This window comes from Leuconostoc citreum, assembly GCF_007954785.1.
GTDB classification, from domain to species: Bacteria; Bacillota; Bacilli; order Lactobacillales; family Lactobacillaceae; genus Leuconostoc; species Leuconostoc citreum.
In genome coordinates this window covers 141,353-159,243 of record NZ_CP042410.1, presented here as the reverse complement: position 1 = coordinate 159,243, position 17,891 = coordinate 141,353, and the positions used below count along the sequence as shown (strand labels likewise).

Genomic DNA, 17,891 nt, shown 5'->3' with positions numbered 1-17,891 from the left:
ACGTAGTAATTTAATGCCGTCTAGCAAATTCGACGCTCTTAAATTTATCAGCGCGATGACGTGATTCAGTGTACGACAATGTCCTGCCATCGCTTAAAAACGTTTCGGAACGCACAACAACGACGACACCCGCTTCGGGTAATTTCATTAGTTGTTTATCTTGTATACTTAGTGCTTCAATGGTAATTGTTTTGGTCGCATGACTAATCGTTAGGCCTAGTTGCTGCTCAAATAATTCAAATAGAGACAATGATTTTGGAAGTGCTAGAATTTCCGGAATCACAGCTTTCAAAACATAATCTCTATCAATGATGATTGGTTCATCATCTAAATAGCGTACACGCGTAATTTCTGTTGCTAGCACCACTGTTTCTGCTTTACTATCAAAAGTTGCTGGCACCTCAGCGTCCTGAATCGCAACTAGTTGTGTATGTTCTTTAAGGTGTAATCTATTGGCTAATTCACGATAACTCTCAACATGAGAGATTGGAAATGAATAACGATTATGTTGAATCACAAATGTGCCCTTGCCTTTGATTCGCATGGCATAGCCTTCATCGACCAACATAGCAATAGCTTTGCGAGCAGTTTCGCGCGCAACATGATAGCGATTCATTAACGCATAATCACTAGGTAACATTTTTTCGTGATATTTACCCGCCAGAATATCTTTCACTAGGTCATCATGAATTATCTGATATTTATTCATTTTAATGCCCTCCCCTGTGTTAACAATCCCAATATATCACGTAATGTAACCGCTTACAAATTAGATATACGCACTTTTTAAAGAAATGTATAGACAAGTTGATAAGCAAGCACTCTATCTCGTTATTCTGTCCCTAGACAACTTTTTATTAAAAAAAATAGCCCAGAAATAATTCTGGGCTACTACAAAAATGAATCGCTGTCGTATTGACATTCATTGTCTTATTGTATAGACTGAGTGTAACAATTAAATCACGTGTTATATCGAGAGCTAGTGAGTGATTACACACTTCGACCTAGCAGCAACCTACCACTTTGGCAAGGTGCTCCACTGTAATAGGATATACGTCACTCTTAACGTGCGCGTATATCGTGCACGTTTTTTATTTGTTTAACTAGTCCTTTGGACGTTAAACAGGAGTATGAGATGGTTTCATTAAATTTATCAGACGCACTGCGCACACAAGCGTTATCACAACTAGGTTTTGACTACGTGCTGACAATGCCAGATGTGACAATTAACGATTTAAATCTTATGGCACATGCCACGAAAGATAACAATATACATGCCAAAATTAACCAAGTCGCACAATCTCAAGCAGACGTATTAATTGCTCATTACCAACATTTACAACATGCCAAAGGCATCATCGCATACCAAGGGCGTCAACACTATATAGCACAATTATGTGCGTTAGAAACATATCTAACAGTTACGCAACGACAAACTCTAAAAAAAATACTTAACTAGCAATTGAAAAGTATTGACACCCACCGTGAAAGTTGATATGATATTATAGTTGTCTGATACAAATTAGACATCACTGACCATGGCTCGTTGGTCAAGTGGCTAAGACGCTGCCCTTTCACGGCGGAATCGAGAGTTCGATTCTCTCACGAGCTATATCAAGTCGCAACTTCGGTTGCGGCTTTTTATGTTGGTTTGAGTTAAAATCAATAGACAAAAGAATAACAATAGCAACTGCATAAAATAACCAATTATTAACATTACGGACATACTGCTATTAAACGATTAAAATGTCTGGTTTTTTTGCCCATAATAAGCCATTTCTCCATGTTTACGGTAATAATGGCGATCTAATAAATACTGCTCAATATGAATATCTTGGCCAGGAGACAACATCATTGTATGATATGCCATTTTGGCAACTGTATCTAGTATGATTGCATTGTGTACTGCTTCATTGACGTTTTCTCCCCATGTAAACGGTCCATGGTCATCTGTCAATACCGCTGGGATGGCCATCGGGCTAAGATCACGTTTTGTGAATTCGGAGACAATCGTTTTTCCCGTATTCAATTCATAGTCACGCTCGACTTGCTCTTTACTCAACTTCTGCGCCACAGGGACATCGCCATAAAAAGTATCTGCGTGCGTTGTTCCTGCTGCAGGAATGTCCAACCCTGCTTGAGCAAAGGCAACAGCCCAAGGGGAATGTGTATGCACAATACCGGTAATATTCAACCATTTTTTATATAAATAGAGATGTGTTGGTGTATCGCTAGACGGCTGTAAATCTCCTTCAATAACTTTACCATCCATATTAACAACAACCATATCTTCTGGTGTCAATTGTTTATAAGGAACACCACTCGGTTTGATAACCACTAAGCCACTAGCACGATCAATTTGAGAAGCATTACCCCAGGTCAATGTTACTAAACCAGATTGTGGTAACAACATATTTGCTTGATAGACTTTCTCTTTAACTTCTTCTAACATACTCATCCTCCAATACAATATTCGCTTTTTTAAATAGTTGCTCAAAGAATGCTCTGGCATATCTCATTTGATTTACCGCATCTGGGCGTCTCTCATTCCACATTTCTACTGTATAGGTACCTTGATAACCAATCCGTTTTAAGGTTTTTAATAATCCCAAAAAATTAACTTGTCCAGAACCAAATCCAACATCTTTAAATTTTCCTGGTGTATTCGCAGTGACAGATAATGTATCTTTTAAATGAATTGACACGATACTCTCGAGACCAGATTCTAAATCCAAACTAGGATTGTTTTCTGGCCAAGCCGAAATATTCCCTAGGTCAGGATAAGTTTGTAACCATGGTGATTTTATCGTTTCTTTAATGGTTCTAATCTTTGAGATGGAATTCATAAATGAATCGTCCATTGTTTCAACAGCAATCATTACCTGATTTTCTGCCGCAAAATCAACCACACGCTGCAAGTTTTCTATAAAATTCTCTCTTGTCAAAACTGTTTTTTTACCATAATATTCATCATATCCTGGAATTTGAATATTACGAACACCAAGATCACAAGCCAGTAAAATAGCTTTTCTGCAAATCAAATATGCTTGTTCATAAATCTGATCATCTTCTGATCCTAACGGCGTTTTTCGCAGAGTTGACAACATCATCGTGTCAATTGGTATACCAACATTATAAACTGCGCGAACAATGGCCAGTCTTTCTTCTTTAGACCAATCTAAGCGAGCTAGTCTTTCTTCTGTCTCATCTATTGATAATTCAACAAATGAATAACCTTCTTCTTTAGCCAAAGCTAATTTTTCAGACCAAGGTAAATCATAAGGTAGTGACTTTTCGTTTATTCCTATTTTTGACATTATGCCCAATACTTTCTAATTTCATCTTGGAAATCTCTCGCTGCGGCAGCAGGGTTCTCCTTCCCTGTAATTGCACGACCAGCTATGAAAGTATACACTGGCACCCCTTTAAATAGTTTAATTGTATCCAAAGTTAATCCCCCAGTTACGGAGACTTTGAACCCCATATCAATAAATTCTTTTACAATATCTAAATCCTTTTTCCCCCAAACTTCACCAGCCAGTAATGCATCGCGACTTTGATGGTAAATCACTTGATCAATGCCGATCTCTCGCCATTTTTTTGCTAAATCCCAATTCCACGCAGAATATAATTCAACTTGGATACCTGCCAAAATAGATTTGGCAGATTTCATAGTTGCAATGGTTGCAGAATCAATAACTGTCATAAAATCAGCGCCAGCATCTTTAGAATTTTGTGCAACAGTTGAGCCTGCGTCTGCGCATTTCGTATCTGAAACAATAATCTTTTCGGGAAACATCTCTCGTAATACCTTAATAGATTGTTGTCCAGCTTGCAGTTCAAGAATTGTACCTGCTTCTACAATATCAACTACTGGCCCAGCCAAATGGGCTATTTTTACGGCATCTGCCAAGCTATTTTGATCCAAAGCGATTTGTAAATTTGGTTTTGTCATCTTATCATCCTCACTTCACATATTTCTCTTGAAAATCTGTCTCATCAATTACTCGTTGCATAATTTCTTTATCACTCATAACGTTTTTAACACCAATCACTTTCACACCTTTTTTTGCAGCATCGTCAAACATATCCACAAAATTTAATGGTGTAAATACAGCATCATATTGCCCCGCAGTGGATTTTCCCTCAGCAATACTTGTATGATTGATATTTGAAATTGGAATTCCCAGCTTTTTCATTGCCTTCTCAACACTTTTCATCATCATTAAACTAGTACCTGAACCATTTGCACAAGAAACTAAAATATTCATCTTTTTTCTCCAATACGTTTATCACTTAAGTCGTAGTCACTATTTTTATTTTGTTTTTTCTTTATATGCCTCATAATCCTCAACCATTAGGAAATAATTTTTAGGATCTTTTCGATATTGTAGTTGCGGTATAAGAATTAAAATCAAGGCAACAACAACAATACCAACATAGCCTAAATACTTCAAAATAACTGTAAATCCAGGCCATACTGTATCCCAATCAAACATACCCAAATAACCGCCAAATTTTGACATACCTATCCACGTAGAAATTAGTGCGGCTCCTACCACTTGAATAATGCCCGAAAAGAACGGCAATATCATTGCTGCTTTAGCACCGGCACGGTTATTGGCAATAACACCAAACACAGCGTTATCAAAAAACAATGGTATGAAACCAGCTATGATAATGGTAGGAGAATGAAACAGCATCAGCGCACCAATGGCTAAGAATTGTCCCAATGCACCGAATAAGAAACCGATCGTTACAGCATTTTGTTCACCAAAAGCAAATGTGGCTGCAACATCAATCCCTGGTACAGAATTAGGGAGAATTGTATCACTAATACCCGTGAAACTTTCAGTTAATTCGCCAACGAATGTTCTTACACCAAGTTGTAGTATAGCTAAATTAACAGCAAATCCCAGAGATGTAGTTAAAATATAAAAGAAGAAGCTGGCACCCTTTGCTAATCCAGAAACGCCCTTAGTTTCAATAAATACTTGATGAAAATAATTTTCTCCTAAAACTAACATAATAATGCCAAAGAACAAAAACATTAGAATTGCTGTGGCAACCATATTTTCATTAAATATTCTCAAGAAACCAGGTAGTGAGACATCTTCAAGTTTCGTTGCAGAACGCTTTCCTTTTTGAATATTGGATTTTTTCATTTTATCAGATAGCCAAGCAACAAGCGCAATACCAAACATTTGCTGATGCGCTACTGCAAATCCACCGCCATCTGTTAATTCCTGAACTGGTTTAATGGTCATATTTGACCCTACAGCCCAATACAATCCTAGCAGTACCCCCATAACAAGTAAAACTTCAATACGATTCAAGCTAGGTATGGCAAAAAGTAGAATCCAAAATCCTGTTGCTGCTTGTTGTACCTGAACGTTACCAGTTGTAAACACCGCGCGTAATTTGGTATACTTTGAAAATCTAACGAGTAATATGTTAAAAACAAAGGCGATTAGCAGCAAAATCATAACATCGCCAAACGATCTACCAAATGTTTTCATCACACCATCTGTAACTGCATTTTGTCCAAAATAAGGATCAATTACGGTTGCTGTGAGATGAAATCGGTCTTTAAGTCCAGTTAAAATTGGTCTAAAGCCATTCACTAAACCGCTTGATCCAACCATTAAAATCATATAGCCAATGGTTGCCTTCAGAAAACCAGCTAAGCTATCATACCAAGGCTTTTTTTCCAATAAATAACCAATTAACACAATGAATCCAATCATGTAGGCAGGCTGAGTCAAAATATTATTAGCAAAGAAAGACCAAACAGCCATAATCCCTGTTATTAAATTGTTTATCATTTTTTCTCCTTAGTCATGTTGTCGAGATTTGTTCAAGGCTGTTCATAATTCGAATATAGTCTTCTTCAGTATTAATTGACTGCAACGACTCAATAACACCATCACGCATTAATAGTGACATAAGTTTTTGAATATTTTCTAAATGTTGCGTCTCATCTTTAGCAGCTAATGTGAAAAATAAGTTTCCTTGTTTTTCATAATTACCCTCATCAAAATAAACAGGTTGATTAAACTTTGTAAAACTAATACCCGTACCCAACACATTCGGACTAGTAGATAGTGCATGTGGCATGACAATCCCTGGCTGAATGACGATATATGGCCCGTAAGATACCACATTTTGGATAATTTCATTCACATAATCTTTGGTAACCAAATTTGCATCTATCAAACTCTGAGTCGACTGATTCAATGCTTGTCGCCAATCTTTGGGCTGTTGCTTCTCAATACGCACAAGATTGTTATCATAAAAATATTTCAACATCGTGGACATATTATTCTCCTTTTTCACAAAAACGATGGGAACGGTACATCGTTTTCTAACGAAAAGACATCGGAAAATCCTCGATCATAATGGTATTGAGTACGTTCCTTATCCTGTGGATAAGTATAGCTACCGCCAACTTTCCAAACGAACGGATGAAACTGATAGTTCAAAATATCCTTTTTCATCTGCCAAATTTTTATAATTTCTTTTGGATCAGCATCAAAATTTGACCAAATATCATAATGAACTGGAATAACAACCTTTGTTTTAAGATCTTCTGCTGATCTTAAAACATCAAAAGATGTAACTTTATCAGTAATACCACGTGGATTCTCACCGTAATTAATAATTTCAACATCCACATCGTTTTCATTGCCGTGTTTAGCAAACATATTTGACATATGTGAATCGGCCGCATGATATAAATTACCGCCAGACGTTTTAAATAAATAATTCACAGCAATTTCATTCATATCCTGTGGCATTGAACCTTTAATCGTTTGATCTTGATTTACTGTTAACAACGCTGTACGATCAAAAGCTTCTAACGCCTTAACAGTAACCGACTTAACTTGTATTTCATCCCCAGGATGTACCACAATAGTACGTTCTTCTGGTACACCCCAGCTATGCCAAATATCAACAACTGCTTGAGGCCCAATAAATTTCGTATCTGGCGTACTGTTTTGTAACACAGCTGCAGCAGTATTAATATCTAAGTGATCAGAATGGATATGTGTTACAAATAGTGCGTCGATATCTTTCATAGCGTAGGGATCTATCACGAAAGGTTGCAAGCGGAGATTGGGTTGTAGTTTCGCAACACCACTCATACGTTGCATTTGATGCCCTTTTTTCATGAGACCATCGCCATGAGTTCGCTTACCCGTACCATTCCACAAATCAACTAGTATATTGGTATCTTCATGTGTTTTTAACCAGATACCATTGTTTGCTAACCACCAGATTTTGAAATTCTTTTCTGGAACCAAACTATGCTCTATTTCCTCATTTAGCCAAGTACCCCATTCTGGAAAAGTATTTGCTATCCAATTTTCACGTGTTGCCTCAATAACATTCTTAGGCTTTGCCATATGTCACTACCATCCTTTTCATGAATATTTGATTTAATAAATGTATGCGCTTACAATTTATTTGTACCATCATTATCTAACAAAAAACTTATCGGCAACAGATTTAGTTACGTCGGTTACTTGTACACTAATGATACTGTTAAGTGTTTCATACTATCTCTATAATGAGACTCATAAGTAGTTTCTCGAATTCAGCTAAATGAGGTTCTATTATGCAATCCTTTGATGACAATTATTCAAATTTTGTTCATTATCTTGTTTCTCACAAATCGTTACCCAGCGTGCGCACAATTGCGCGACATTTAAACTTGTCTTCTCGCAAGATTTATTACATTCTGCAACATGCCAATGCGGAGTTGCGTTCTGCTCATCAGCCTTTCTTATTTCCTAATGAAAAAATTCATGCCTCACAAATTCACGTGTTGATAGATGCTTTAGCCGATTCTGAAAAAACAGAGTCATACATTAATGCGTACGAAAGACAATTAATAATGGATATATTAATTAGTATGCCCCTAAGAAAATGGCGTCTAATTGATTTCCAAGATTTATTTACTGTTTCCCGTGCAACAGCGTTACGAGATATCTCTGATTTAAAAGCCCGAAAAGAATTCAGACCTATTTATGATAAAGGGAAAGGTTTTATGTATGATTCTCCTATATATACCAACTTAGTTCATGCCTATAACCTAATCTATTCATTGCAGTACGACATTGGGATACGTAAACTATTCATTAGTACGATTGACAGAGAGATGACACTTTCAAAATTCGACCTATTAAGTAGTAAACTACAAAGTATATACCAAGAAAATTTAGATAAAAAAATATCTAATTACGATGCAAATGCATTAGCGATGTTTTCTGTTATTCTGGCTCGCTATTACGATATCAACACTAAGCACATGCAACATTTGTTTAGCCACAATGATATTTTGTCATTTACCAATCGACAAGAATATGAAGTTATTGACCTGTTCACTAATATAGTAGCGCTAAATTTTGATATTCAAATTACTGATTTCATCAAATACTTTTTAACGCTTGAATTATTAAGTGTCTCAAAAGAGAGTGACGCACATTTTAATAGTGAAGCATTTCAAGATTTATTGTTAGTCAGTACCGATATTGTCAACACTTTTCTAACAATGCACGAAAATTATCGACCCGAACCAGAGGAATTAGACCAACTGATTGAATCAGTACAAACACAGCTTAAACCTTTTTGGTTTGCCGTTCACTACCAATCAATTACGAATTATGAGTATCTGTATCATAATAAAAATTTTGAAAATAAGATGCAATCAACCCTTGAATCGCTGTCCAAATCGGCTATTTATCATCAATTATTCCCATTCGGATTATTTCCCGATCAAGTCACCATCTTAGCTATGATTTTTTATAACTTTTATTTATCACATCAAAAAGTTAAACCGGTCAATATTTTACTAACATCTGCACTCCCAGTCTATAGTCAAAATTTACTAAGAACCATTATTTTGCGTTCTGGTTCAAATATTAATCTTTCTATTAGAAAACTACTACAACTCTCTGAAAATATTGATGATTTTGACAGTTTCGATATCATTATTACTGATACTGCACAATTAAAAACAAAGCAACCAACCTTTTTGATAGGCCAAGAATTAAACAATAGCGAATTTGAAAGATTGCAGAAAATAATTTCTGAAATCTAAGGAGTATTTCACATGACAACAATCAAACTCATTGCACTAGATTTGGACAACACTTTACTATTACCTGATAAAACACTTTCTCATCGAAATAAATGTATTCTCCAAACATTGCATCATCATCATATTAAGATTGTTTTGACAACTGGACGTCCCTTGCCTAACACGAAGCCAATTCTTGATCAGCTTAATTTTACAGAAAAGGATGATTACGTCATATTATTTAATGGTGGCCTAATAAAAAATCTATCCAATAACAATATTTTGTTGAACAAGTATTTTTCAATAAAAAATATTCAACATATCTTATTAATTCTTAAATCATTAAGCTTACCTATCGATCTGGTCACACAAAATCATGTGTACAGCATTAAAGAATATGGCCAATCTGCATATTCTCAACTCATTAGTCGATCATTGCCATATTCTCAGATTAATCTAAGCGTATTAAATACCCATACTAACTTTCAATTTAATAAATTTGTCGTTTGCGCTACAAGCGAACAATTATCACACTTAGAAAAAATATTGTCCAATAGTCCATTGATTAACAATCAGTTTAACTTTGTGAGATCTCGCCGTATTCTTTTAGAATTCGTTCCCAAAAATGTTAACAAAGCACTTGCTCTAAATGCATTGTTAGAACACTTATCACTCACACCAGATAACCTAATGGCTTTCGGTGATGAGGAAAATGATATAGAAATGATCAAACTTGCCCGCATAGGAGTTGCAATGGGAAATGCTATTCCAAAGGTAAAAGCAGCTGCTGATTTTCAAACACTAGACAACGTTCACGATGGTGTATCAGAGTTTTTGGAAAGTTATTTTAGAAATATAACACTAGACCAGCATAAAAAAGAACAGCATCAACTTAATTTTTAGTGATAGATATAAAAAGTATATACAACAAGATAAAAATCAAACCATCTTCTAATGCTTGCTTCTAAAGAGTAACATAAATTATTGCCATATTCTGTCGCTTTTAAATGCACCGTGTTGCATTATTTTTTACTGTTTACATTGCTAGTCTCATCAAACTTTGCCTTCATCGTTGGATTGCCTCTTGTCAGTTTCTTAACACTCACATCTTCCAACTTGTTATTGGCTAACCGTAATTGATTTTCCGAAGTTGTCAACGCGCGTTTAACAGCTTCCATTCGGGCGATTGACTTATCAATTTCCTCAACTGCTTTTTTAAAGTTATTTGAGGCACTTTCGTAATTTTTACCAAACGCATTTTTGAATTGCGTCAAATCACTCTCAAAATGTGTAATATCAATGTTTTGTTCTTTAACTTGTTCTAGTTCTTTTTTATAACTAACTGAATTAAGTGCCGCATTACGCAACACACCAATAAATTGAATAAAAAATTGTGGTCGGATCACGTACATTTTATCGTAATCCGGCACCTGGACAATACCGGTATTGTATAAGTCGCTATCGGCTTCCAACATGGACACTAGAACTGCATATTCGGTTTTCTTTTCTCGGCGATCCTTATCTAATTCTTTAAAAAAATCAGTATTTTTATGTTTAGAAGCTGTTGTATCAGCCTCATTTTTCATATCGAACATAATACTAATAAATTCTAAATCATCTTGGTAGTCTCTAAAAATAAAGTCGCCTTTGGAATTGGTTTCCGACAAGGTATTATCTTTCTCAAAATAAGCATTTGGGAAAGCATATGGCCGAATTTTATTGAATTCTGTCATGGCATATTGCTCTAAACTTTCACCAATCTCCTTAGTTGACTGACGTGCTTTAAAATCTTTATAAAATTCAACTTGTTCATTAGCTGTTTTAAGTTGTGTTTCATAGTCATTTTTAACACTAGCTAGCTGTAATTGTTTTTCTTGTTCCTTGAGCTGTAATTGTGAGCGCAGTTCGGCTAAAACCTTTTCGCGTGTAGCTAATTCATTTTGCACTTCTGCGTCTTTTTTGATTAAAGTTGTTGTCAATTCAGATTGGCTTTGTTGTTTCACAGCATCAATTTTAGCTTGTAATTCAACGATTTCAGCCTGCTTTTTAGCTAATGTTTCTTGCAAATCAAGGTCTTTTTGTATAAGTTTTGATTGCAGTTCAGCCTCATTTTGTTGTGATAATGCTGTTAATTTGGTCTCTAGTGCCACAATTTGTTGTGACTTGTCATTAAGTTGTTCTTGTAAACTTTGTTTTTGCGCTTGTAATTGGTTTTCTAATTCTATTTGCGCTTGCTTTTCTTGTTGTGCCTGCCATTCCACCTTGGCCTGCACCAACTTATCATCTAAAATATCTGCAATCTTACCATTAATAATAGACGTATCAATATTTTGTTCATCAGTCAAATCAATCACATCCCCGATATGAGCTTCTTGATCAAGGACTAATTCTGTTTGTGATGCAATGTGAAATCTAACTTTTGCCATGTCATTACCTATCTCAAATTATTGCCCTAAATGGGTATACCGTTTTTATTATAGCAAAAAGGCCACTCATTAAGCGACCTTCCAGCTATTATCGTATGATATATTGTTACTTAATGACGACTCTTGAAAAGACGTCGGTATTTATCTAATTCTGCAACAATTAAGACAATTGTGCCTGTTGCGATAATAACCCCCCAGTTTTCTAGACGCAATGCAGCCGTCGAGAAGACACTTTGCATAAATGGCACATAGGTGAAAACCAACTGTAATAGAATCATCACAGCAATTGTCACAAATGCCATTGGATTCGTCCAAAATGAACGACTTAGCGCAGGCGCTGCTGTTCTAATATTAAAAAGATAAAAAATTTTCCCGAAAATAATCACATTCACTGCCATCGTACTGGCAACCGCAAAACTCGTTTTACCATTAAGGTATTCAAAGACGCCTAAAGCTACCGCAGCAATAATTACACTTACATAAACCATCTGAATAACATCATGACGTGTCATCAGTTTTGCCGAGGCCCGACGTGGTGGTCTTGTCATAATACCTGGTTCAGCTGGTTCAAAAATCAAGGCAAGTTGTAACGTCAGTGCTGATACCATATTTATCCACAATAATTGTGTTGCTGTCAACGGCATTGGTTGGCGTAGCAAGATACTAAAGACCACAATCAGCCCCTCAGCAAAACTTGTAGGTAATAAATATAAAATTGTTTTACGGATATTATCATACAAGCGGCGTCCCTGTGCAATGGCTACTTTAATCGTTGAGAAATCATCGGTTGCTAGTACCATATCCGCAGAATCTTTGGCAACATCCGTACCTTTAATCCCCATAGCAACGCCAATATCTGCCTTTTTTAACGCTGGTGCGTCATTAACGCCATCCCCAGTCATCGCCGTTACAAGACCGTTAGCTTGATAAGCAGCAACAATGCGTAACTTATCCTGTGGGGTGGTACGAGCAAAGACATCATATTTTGGAACGATTTTTGCTAAGGCACGATCAGAAAGGGTTTCTACCTCAGCGCCTGTCATTGCTTTAATATTATTAGCAAGGCCGAGTTGACTACCAATGGCTCTGGCTGTATCCGCACTATCGCCAGTAATCATTTTAACGCGAATGCCTGCCCGTCGCATGTCAGCAATTGCTTCAACTACCTCTGGCCGCGGTGGGTCGATAATAGCTGCCAAACCAAGTAATTTAATCCCTTCAATAGCTAAATGCTCATGTGTCACTTCAGACAATGTAGTAGCAACGTCTAAGTAACCCACAGCAATCACACGTTTACCTTGTTGCGCAAAATGAGTCGCTTGTTTTTCCCAATACTGACGATCGAACTGATCATCATGCGCTGCTAAGTCAAATAATTTGTCCGGGGAACCTTTTATAGCAATAAAACGTGCGTGTTTCTGGTTTTCAACTAATCTGGCAATATACCGATAATCTGAATCAAAAGGAATACGATCTATTTCTACTAACTGAGGTGTTTTCTGTCCAAAAGCTTTATAATAAGCTGACAAGAATGCTGCATCCGTTGGTTCACCATTAACCTCCCAAATACCATTTGTTTCTGTTAAAAACGTATCATTAGCTTGATGCCCCATAGTCAAAAACATAGCTAGTGATTTATCTTGTGATAATTCAACTGGTTGTTGGTTATATAGAATTTGACCATTGGGTGCATAACCTGTTCCTGTGACTTGATAATGTTTCTCATCAATCACAATATCTTGCACCGTCATCTCATTTTTTGTGAGCGTCCCAGTCTTATCAGAAGCTATAATATCAACGGCTCCCAGTGTTTCAGCAGCAGGTAAAGTTTTTACAATCGCATGTTTTTTGGTTAACTTTTGTACACCAGTTGCCAAAATAATTGATGTTGCAGCTGGAAGGCCTTCCGGCATTGAACCAACAATCATAGCAATAATAGCCATTACCAAAGTTGGCAATGTATAAATATCTAGTAACCATCCAATAACAAACATCACAACAGAAGCCGCAACAATAAACCAAGAAATGCCATGTCCCAGTTTATCTAATTCTCGCGTTAATGGTGATTTGTTTCCAGCGACATCTGATACACTTTGAGAAATTTGTCCAATTTGTGTTTGTAGCCCTGTAGCCACAACAATACCTGTAGCACTACCGTTAGTCACTGCTGTTGAAGCATAGGCCATATTATAGCGCTCAGCTAATGGCATATTAGCAGATAATACAGCATCATTTTTTAAAACCGAATCTGCTTCCCCGGTTAAGGATGACTCCTGTATGCGTAGGTTATCAACATCTAATAATCGTAAATCTGCAGGGACATTATCCCCAGCCTCTAAGTATACTAAATCGCCAGTCACTAATTCACGCGCTGGTATATCTACACGTTGTCCCTGTCGAATCACTGTTGCTTCCACTGACAACATGCGCTTAATCTTTTCAAGTGCATTACTTGCATTAACTTCTTGTAAATAGCCAATTAGCGCATTAATAACCACGACTAATCCAATAACCACTGAGTCAGAGTAATGCCTCATCAATAACGTTAAAACAGCGGCAACAACTAAAATATACACAATGATATTATTGAATTGCCGTAAAAACATGACCCATTTTGGTGTTGGTTTTAATGTCACCTCATTATACCCATTGCTGTGTAACCTATCAGTTGCTTCCTTGGTACTCAAACCATCAGGATACGGCGTTGATAGTTCATCAACAACTTGGGACCATTCTTGATTGTGAAACTTAATGTCAGGCGATAACGGCACGTCGTCCGTTTCACTAGTTTGTATGCTCATATGACACACTCCTTTAAGAGAAATTTACTTTGCGTCTTGCTGTTTAAGGTTGGCCGCTAGATATTAGATTACCTAGTTAGTCAGTTTCCCACACATTTGTGCCGCTACTCCCGCAAGCATGTCAATACTGAGCAAAAAAGTTTTGATTAATAAAATTTTACCATGTCATTTTTCAAAATGCTACTGGTTCGCTTTTAGGCGTGGTTGGCGAAAATAAAAAACACCTGACAATCGTCAGACGTTTTACTGATTTATTTACGCTTTTGCATGAAATAGTACAGTGGCAACCCAGCTAATGTTGCCAAGACACCAATCATAGCTAATTTAAATTCAGTCATCAATGTCATGCCAATAATGAATACACCGCCTAAAATAGCGATAATTGGCACAACCGGATAAAATGGCACACGGTATGGGCGCTTTAAGTCTGGTTCTGTACGACGCAGCTTAATCACCGCAATAAAGACCATTGTGTAAAATAACCAAATCACAAAAATCAGCATATCAGTTAATGTATCAAACCCACCGACAAACATCAAAGCAATCGCCACTATCAATTCAAATATACCAGCAATATAAGGAATCTTGAAACGATTAAGTTTAACTAAATGTTTTGAGAATGGCAAGCTGTTTTCTAATGCCATAGCATAGGGCAAGCGCATTCCGGTCATGGTATAACCATTTAAAGTACCATAAATTGAGATTAAGATACCTATTGTAATTAATTTACCACCGAAACCACCAAATATTTGTTGTGCAGCATCCATAGCGGTGTTTTGATTGCCTTGAATAGCATGAAATGGTAATGCATGCAAGAAAGCATAATTAACTAACAAATAAATAATCATGATGCCTAGTAAGCCACCAGCAATCGCACGTGGTAAATCACGGGTTGGATTTTTCATTTCACCGGCGATATTACCCACGTGAATCCAACCATCATAAGCATACATTGTGGCTAATAATCCAGCACCCATCGCAGTTGCCCAACCGCCAACTGCGTGTCCAGGTGACACAGGGAATAAGCTGACATCAACCCCGCCTGGCTGTAATAAGCCAAAAATAATAATTAAAGCTAGTGGTATTAGTTTGAAAAATAATGTAATTGACTGGAACTGCCCAGCAATTTTTGAACCCAACATATTAATCATTGCAACTGATACCAAAGCGGCAATACCAGAAGGAATAATCGCCGCACTACCCCAATGTAGCAAATTAGCGACCTGTGTCCCAAAGATGACACCCTTAGCTGCAATGCTGGCTGGGAAATAAATAATAATTTGTGCCCAACCTAATAAATAACTTGCTAGCTTGCCATAGGCACGTTCAATATAGACAAGCATCCCACCCGTTTGTGGCAAAGCGGCCGCCAATTCAGCGCCTGTCAAACCAGCTGCTAAACTAATTAATCCACCAACTAACCATACAAACAACGACATGCTTGTCGAACCAGTTGCATCAGCTACACTCGATGCCTTATAGAATACCCCTGCCCCAATCACTGTACCCATCACAGTTGAAATCGCAGGGACTAACGTCATGGTCCGATTAAGTTTTTGATCTGTCGCCATGTTTACTCCTCTATTTCTCCATTTATGATTAAACATATTCTTCTATCATAACAGGTTATATGTTACAAACATATCTCTTTTCATGAAAATAATCGTCAATTGTTTGCTTTGTAATCGTCTTTTTTGTCAATTGGTACGTCATTTATACGCAGTTAGCGCGATAACCTATTTTAGTATACCGTTATCGTTTCCTCGCTGCTATTTTACTACGCCAGCTTGACTAGTTGACACAACTTTTTTTTGATGATATTGTATAGTGATTAAGTAAATACCGACGTGACTTCACGTATGCGTTAACCCTGCAGAATGGGTATAGATTGGACGTTGTCAATGCGACGTCCTCTTTTTTATACACTTTTTTAATACTGAAAGAGAGCGTGAACATTTCATGACAAAGATTCAAAAACGTGCATTAACTTTATTAGTTGGATCACAATTACTCATTATGTTGGGTATTGGTCTCATTATTCCAGTTGAACCCTATATCAAAGATGATATGGGACTGACAGCCACTGATATGGGCATTATGGCTGCACTGTTTGCAGCTGTACAATTTGTGGCCTCACCCATTATTGGTAAAATTTCTGATAAATTTGCGCGTGTCCCCTTAATTGCTGCTGGTTTATTCTTTTTTGCTGTATCGGAAGCTGTTTTCGCTTTTGGCATAGGCAATGCTTTGTGGTTACTCAACCTAGCTCGCGCATTAGGTGGTCTTGCGGCAGCATTGTCAATTCCTTCAATTACCGCACTAGCAGCCGATATGACAACTAACGATAATCGTGCGCGTGTGATTGGTTGGTTATCCGCTTCTTTTAGTGGTGGTATTATCTTAGGCCCTGGTATTGGTGGTGTTTTAGCTAATATTAATCATACACTGCCTTTCGTTGGTTCAGCTGTACTCGGTGCCACTGCTTTCCTCATTTTTATGATATTCATGCCAAAAGACGAGGACTTACGCGTCAAAAATATTGCTGAGACGACACAATCTCAGACTAAAACTATTCGTAATTTTTGGACAGTCGCATTAGTCATGCTTTTATTAATGATTTTTGTGGCATCGTTTGGTTTGTCTGCCTTTGAGAATATGTTCAGCCTATACTTTCATGATGTTCGTGGTTTTAATTTAACAGAAATTGCTTGGTTTTTAGTAATCAACGGTGCCGTATCTCTTTTTTTTCAGGTTATTTTGTTTGAAAAGCTCGTCATGTTAGTCGGTGAGCTGATGGTCATTCGTATCAGCTTTATGGCTGGATTTGTTGCTATTTTGTGGATTTTATTCTCGCAAAGCAAATGGGAAGTATTTATCGCTACCTTAATTATTTTCGTTGGTTTTGATATTCTACGACCCGCCATCACAACTATGCTATCCAAAATTGATAATGAACAACAAGGATTTATTAATGGCTTAAATATGTCTTTGACAAGTGTCGGTAATATTATTGGTCCTGTTCTGGGCGGTGTGCTACTGGACATTAATAGTTTTTTGCCATATAGTTTCGTGGCTGTCATATTAGTCATTGCGAGTGTGCTAACTTTCACTGTTAAATTTAAGCCAGCTTAACGACATTTTAAAAGAGACGTGCAATCCATTAATAGATTGCACGTCTCTTTTATATTAATAATTAACAGCAATACCGCGTCTCGGACACTTAGCCAGATCCTGAATTATCCGTTCAGTTTTTCGCATAATTAAGATAACTTCGTGGTCGGCAACGGCAACTTGTGTTTCATAGCGCACGGCTAAATCGCCACTATTAAGATCATTTGGATGGACTGCGCGTTTCTTACGTTTAAGTGTTGTTAGGTCTTTTTGGTAATTTTTAATATATGGTATAAGTTTTTCTCTCTCAGCCTCATTTTGATTAGCTTTTGCCTGTAATTTTAACAATGCGTGTTTAATGACTTTGTACAAATAATCGCTATTCATGCGCCAACTCACTTTCAACAATTGTCATTTAGACTCATTAAGCTGATAAATGCGCACAATGCCTATTGTGATTATCGTTTAAAT

16 protein-coding genes and 1 tRNA gene are annotated in these 17,891 nt (G+C 36.9%); 5 read left to right on the top strand and 12 right to left on the bottom strand.

The window, feature by feature from the left end:
* Window positions 1-10: 10 nt before the first annotated feature.
* Window positions 11-709, bottom strand: a complete 699-nt coding sequence (gene treR / locus FGL72_RS00825; protein ID WP_004901460.1) for a trehalose operon repressor — start codon at window positions 707-709, stop codon at window positions 11-13.
* A 426-nt stretch (window positions 710-1,135) separates the two neighbouring features.
* On the opposite strand from treR, the gene FGL72_RS00820 reads away from it, so the two are divergent.
* Window positions 1,136-1,459: a hypothetical protein gene (locus FGL72_RS00820; protein ID WP_048801607.1), complete on the top strand. Its 324-nt coding sequence runs from the start codon at window positions 1,136-1,138 to the stop codon at window positions 1,457-1,459.
* An 81-nt stretch (window positions 1,460-1,540) separates the two neighbouring features.
* A tRNA-Glu gene (locus FGL72_RS00815) sits at window positions 1,541-1,612 on the top strand.
* A gap of 129 nt (window positions 1,613-1,741) precedes the next feature.
* On the opposite strand, the gene FGL72_RS00810 is transcribed toward FGL72_RS00815, so the two are convergent.
* Genes FGL72_RS00810 through ulaG form a run of 7 tightly spaced genes read right to left on the bottom strand, consistent with a single transcriptional unit; the run spans window position 1,742 to window position 7,406 of the window.
* Window positions 1,742-2,452, bottom strand: a complete 711-nt coding sequence (locus FGL72_RS00810; RefSeq protein ID WP_085699618.1) for an L-ribulose-5-phosphate 4-epimerase — start codon at window positions 2,450-2,452, stop codon at window positions 1,742-1,744.
* Entirely contained in the window at window positions 2,436-3,317 is an 882-nt protein-coding gene (locus FGL72_RS00805; RefSeq protein ID WP_146992294.1) for an L-ribulose-5-phosphate 3-epimerase, read from the bottom strand. The genes FGL72_RS00810 and FGL72_RS00805 overlap by 17 nt, the downstream gene beginning before the upstream one ends.
* Window positions 3,317-3,955 (bottom strand): 3-keto-L-gulonate-6-phosphate decarboxylase UlaD, encoded by a 639-nt coding sequence (locus FGL72_RS00800; RefSeq protein WP_004901470.1) that lies wholly within the window; start codon window positions 3,953-3,955, stop codon window positions 3,317-3,319. The genes FGL72_RS00805 and FGL72_RS00800 overlap by 1 nt, the downstream gene beginning before the upstream one ends.
* Before the next feature lie 10 nt (window positions 3,956-3,965).
* Window positions 3,966-4,271, bottom strand: coding sequence for a PTS sugar transporter subunit IIB (locus FGL72_RS00795; RefSeq protein ID WP_085699616.1), 306 nt, complete (start codon window positions 4,269-4,271; stop codon window positions 3,966-3,968).
* Between the two features lie 45 nt (window positions 4,272-4,316).
* Window positions 4,317-5,825, bottom strand: coding sequence for a PTS ascorbate transporter subunit IIC (locus tag FGL72_RS00790; protein ID WP_133286010.1), 1,509 nt, complete (start codon window positions 5,823-5,825; stop codon window positions 4,317-4,319).
* A gap of 13 nt (window positions 5,826-5,838) precedes the next feature.
* Window positions 5,839-6,309 carry a PTS sugar transporter subunit IIA gene (locus tag FGL72_RS00785; RefSeq protein WP_036058399.1) on the bottom strand — a complete coding sequence of 157 codons (471 nt, stop codon included), beginning with the start codon at window positions 6,307-6,309 and terminating at the stop codon, window positions 5,839-5,841.
* 23 nt (window positions 6,310-6,332) lie between these two features.
* Window positions 6,333-7,406 (bottom strand): L-ascorbate 6-phosphate lactonase, encoded by a 1,074-nt coding sequence (gene ulaG, locus FGL72_RS00780; protein WP_004901478.1) that lies wholly within the window; start codon window positions 7,404-7,406, stop codon window positions 6,333-6,335.
* 212 nt (window positions 7,407-7,618) lie between these two features.
* On the opposite strand from ulaG, the gene FGL72_RS00775 reads away from it, so the two are divergent.
* Both FGL72_RS00775 and FGL72_RS00770 read left to right on the top strand, forming a co-directional pair.
* Window positions 7,619-9,103, top strand: a complete 1,485-nt coding sequence (locus FGL72_RS00775; RefSeq protein WP_085699614.1) for a BglG family transcription antiterminator — start codon at window positions 7,619-7,621, stop codon at window positions 9,101-9,103.
* Between the two features lie 12 nt (window positions 9,104-9,115).
* Window positions 9,116-9,985: a Cof-type HAD-IIB family hydrolase gene (locus FGL72_RS00770; RefSeq protein WP_085699612.1), complete on the top strand. Its 870-nt coding sequence runs from the start codon at window positions 9,116-9,118 to the stop codon at window positions 9,983-9,985.
* Window positions 9,986-10,104: 119 nt separating this feature from the next.
* Here FGL72_RS00770 and FGL72_RS00765 read toward each other — a convergent pair whose 3' ends face one another.
* From FGL72_RS00765 to FGL72_RS00755, 3 genes are all read right to left on the bottom strand, one after another.
* On the bottom strand, window positions 10,105-11,508 hold the full coding sequence (locus tag FGL72_RS00765) for a DUF2130 domain-containing protein (protein WP_085699610.1): 1,404 nt from the start codon (window positions 11,506-11,508) through the stop codon (window positions 10,105-10,107).
* A gap of 110 nt (window positions 11,509-11,618) precedes the next feature.
* Complete coding sequence (locus tag FGL72_RS00760) at window positions 11,619-14,309, bottom strand: HAD-IC family P-type ATPase (protein ID WP_085699608.1); 2,691 nt, start codon at window positions 14,307-14,309, stop codon at window positions 11,619-11,621.
* A gap of 251 nt (window positions 14,310-14,560) precedes the next feature.
* Window positions 14,561-15,880, bottom strand: a complete 1,320-nt coding sequence (locus FGL72_RS00755) for an APC family permease (protein ID WP_004901491.1) — start codon at window positions 15,878-15,880, stop codon at window positions 14,561-14,563.
* 388 nt (window positions 15,881-16,268) lie between these two features.
* Between FGL72_RS00755 and FGL72_RS00750 the strand changes: the two genes are divergently transcribed.
* Window positions 16,269-17,441 (top strand): MFS transporter, encoded by a 1,173-nt coding sequence (locus FGL72_RS00750; protein ID WP_004906695.1) that lies wholly within the window; start codon window positions 16,269-16,271, stop codon window positions 17,439-17,441.
* Between the two features lie 54 nt (window positions 17,442-17,495).
* On the opposite strand, the gene FGL72_RS00745 is transcribed toward FGL72_RS00750, so the two are convergent.
* Window positions 17,496-17,807 (bottom strand): hypothetical protein, encoded by a 312-nt coding sequence (locus FGL72_RS00745; protein ID WP_004901496.1) that lies wholly within the window; start codon window positions 17,805-17,807, stop codon window positions 17,496-17,498.
* Window positions 17,808-17,891 lie beyond the last annotated feature (84 nt).

Bases quoted from the DNA above. Each gene is read 5' to 3' on its own strand.
- treR (WP_004901460.1), bottom strand. From the start codon at position 709: ATGAATAAATATCAGATAATTCATGATGACCTAGTGAAAGATATTCTG.
- FGL72_RS00820 (WP_048801607.1), top strand. From the start codon at position 1,136: ATGGTTTCATTAAATTTATCAGACGCACTGCGCACACAAGCGTTATCA.
- FGL72_RS00810 (WP_085699618.1), bottom strand. From the start codon at position 2,452: ATGTTAGAAGAAGTTAAAGAGAAAGTCTATCAAGCAAATATGTTGTTA.
- FGL72_RS00805 (WP_146992294.1), bottom strand. From the start codon at position 3,317: ATGTCAAAAATAGGAATAAACGAAAAGTCACTACCTTATGATTTACCT.
- FGL72_RS00800 (WP_004901470.1), bottom strand. From the start codon at position 3,955: ATGACAAAACCAAATTTACAAATCGCTTTGGATCAAAATAGCTTGGCA.
- FGL72_RS00795 (WP_085699616.1), bottom strand. From the start codon at position 4,271: ATGAATATTTTAGTTTCTTGTGCAAATGGTTCAGGTACTAGTTTAATG.
- FGL72_RS00790 (WP_133286010.1), bottom strand. From the start codon at position 5,825: ATGATAAACAATTTAATAACAGGGATTATGGCTGTTTGGTCTTTCTTT.
- FGL72_RS00785 (WP_036058399.1), bottom strand. From the start codon at position 6,309: ATGTTGAAATATTTTTATGATAACAATCTTGTGCGTATTGAGAAGCAA.
- ulaG (WP_004901478.1), bottom strand. From the start codon at position 7,406: ATGGCAAAGCCTAAGAATGTTATTGAGGCAACACGTGAAAATTGGATA.
- FGL72_RS00775 (WP_085699614.1), top strand. From the start codon at position 7,619: ATGCAATCCTTTGATGACAATTATTCAAATTTTGTTCATTATCTTGTT.
- FGL72_RS00770 (WP_085699612.1), top strand. From the start codon at position 9,116: ATGACAACAATCAAACTCATTGCACTAGATTTGGACAACACTTTACTA.
- FGL72_RS00765 (WP_085699610.1), bottom strand. From the start codon at position 11,508: ATGGCAAAAGTTAGATTTCACATTGCATCACAAACAGAATTAGTCCTT.
- FGL72_RS00760 (WP_085699608.1), bottom strand. From the start codon at position 14,309: ATGAGCATACAAACTAGTGAAACGGACGACGTGCCGTTATCGCCTGAC.
- FGL72_RS00755 (WP_004901491.1), bottom strand. From the start codon at position 15,880: ATGGCGACAGATCAAAAACTTAATCGGACCATGACGTTAGTCCCTGCG.
- FGL72_RS00750 (WP_004906695.1), top strand. From the start codon at position 16,269: ATGACAAAGATTCAAAAACGTGCATTAACTTTATTAGTTGGATCACAA.
- FGL72_RS00745 (WP_004901496.1), bottom strand. From the start codon at position 17,807: ATGAATAGCGATTATTTGTACAAAGTCATTAAACACGCATTGTTAAAA.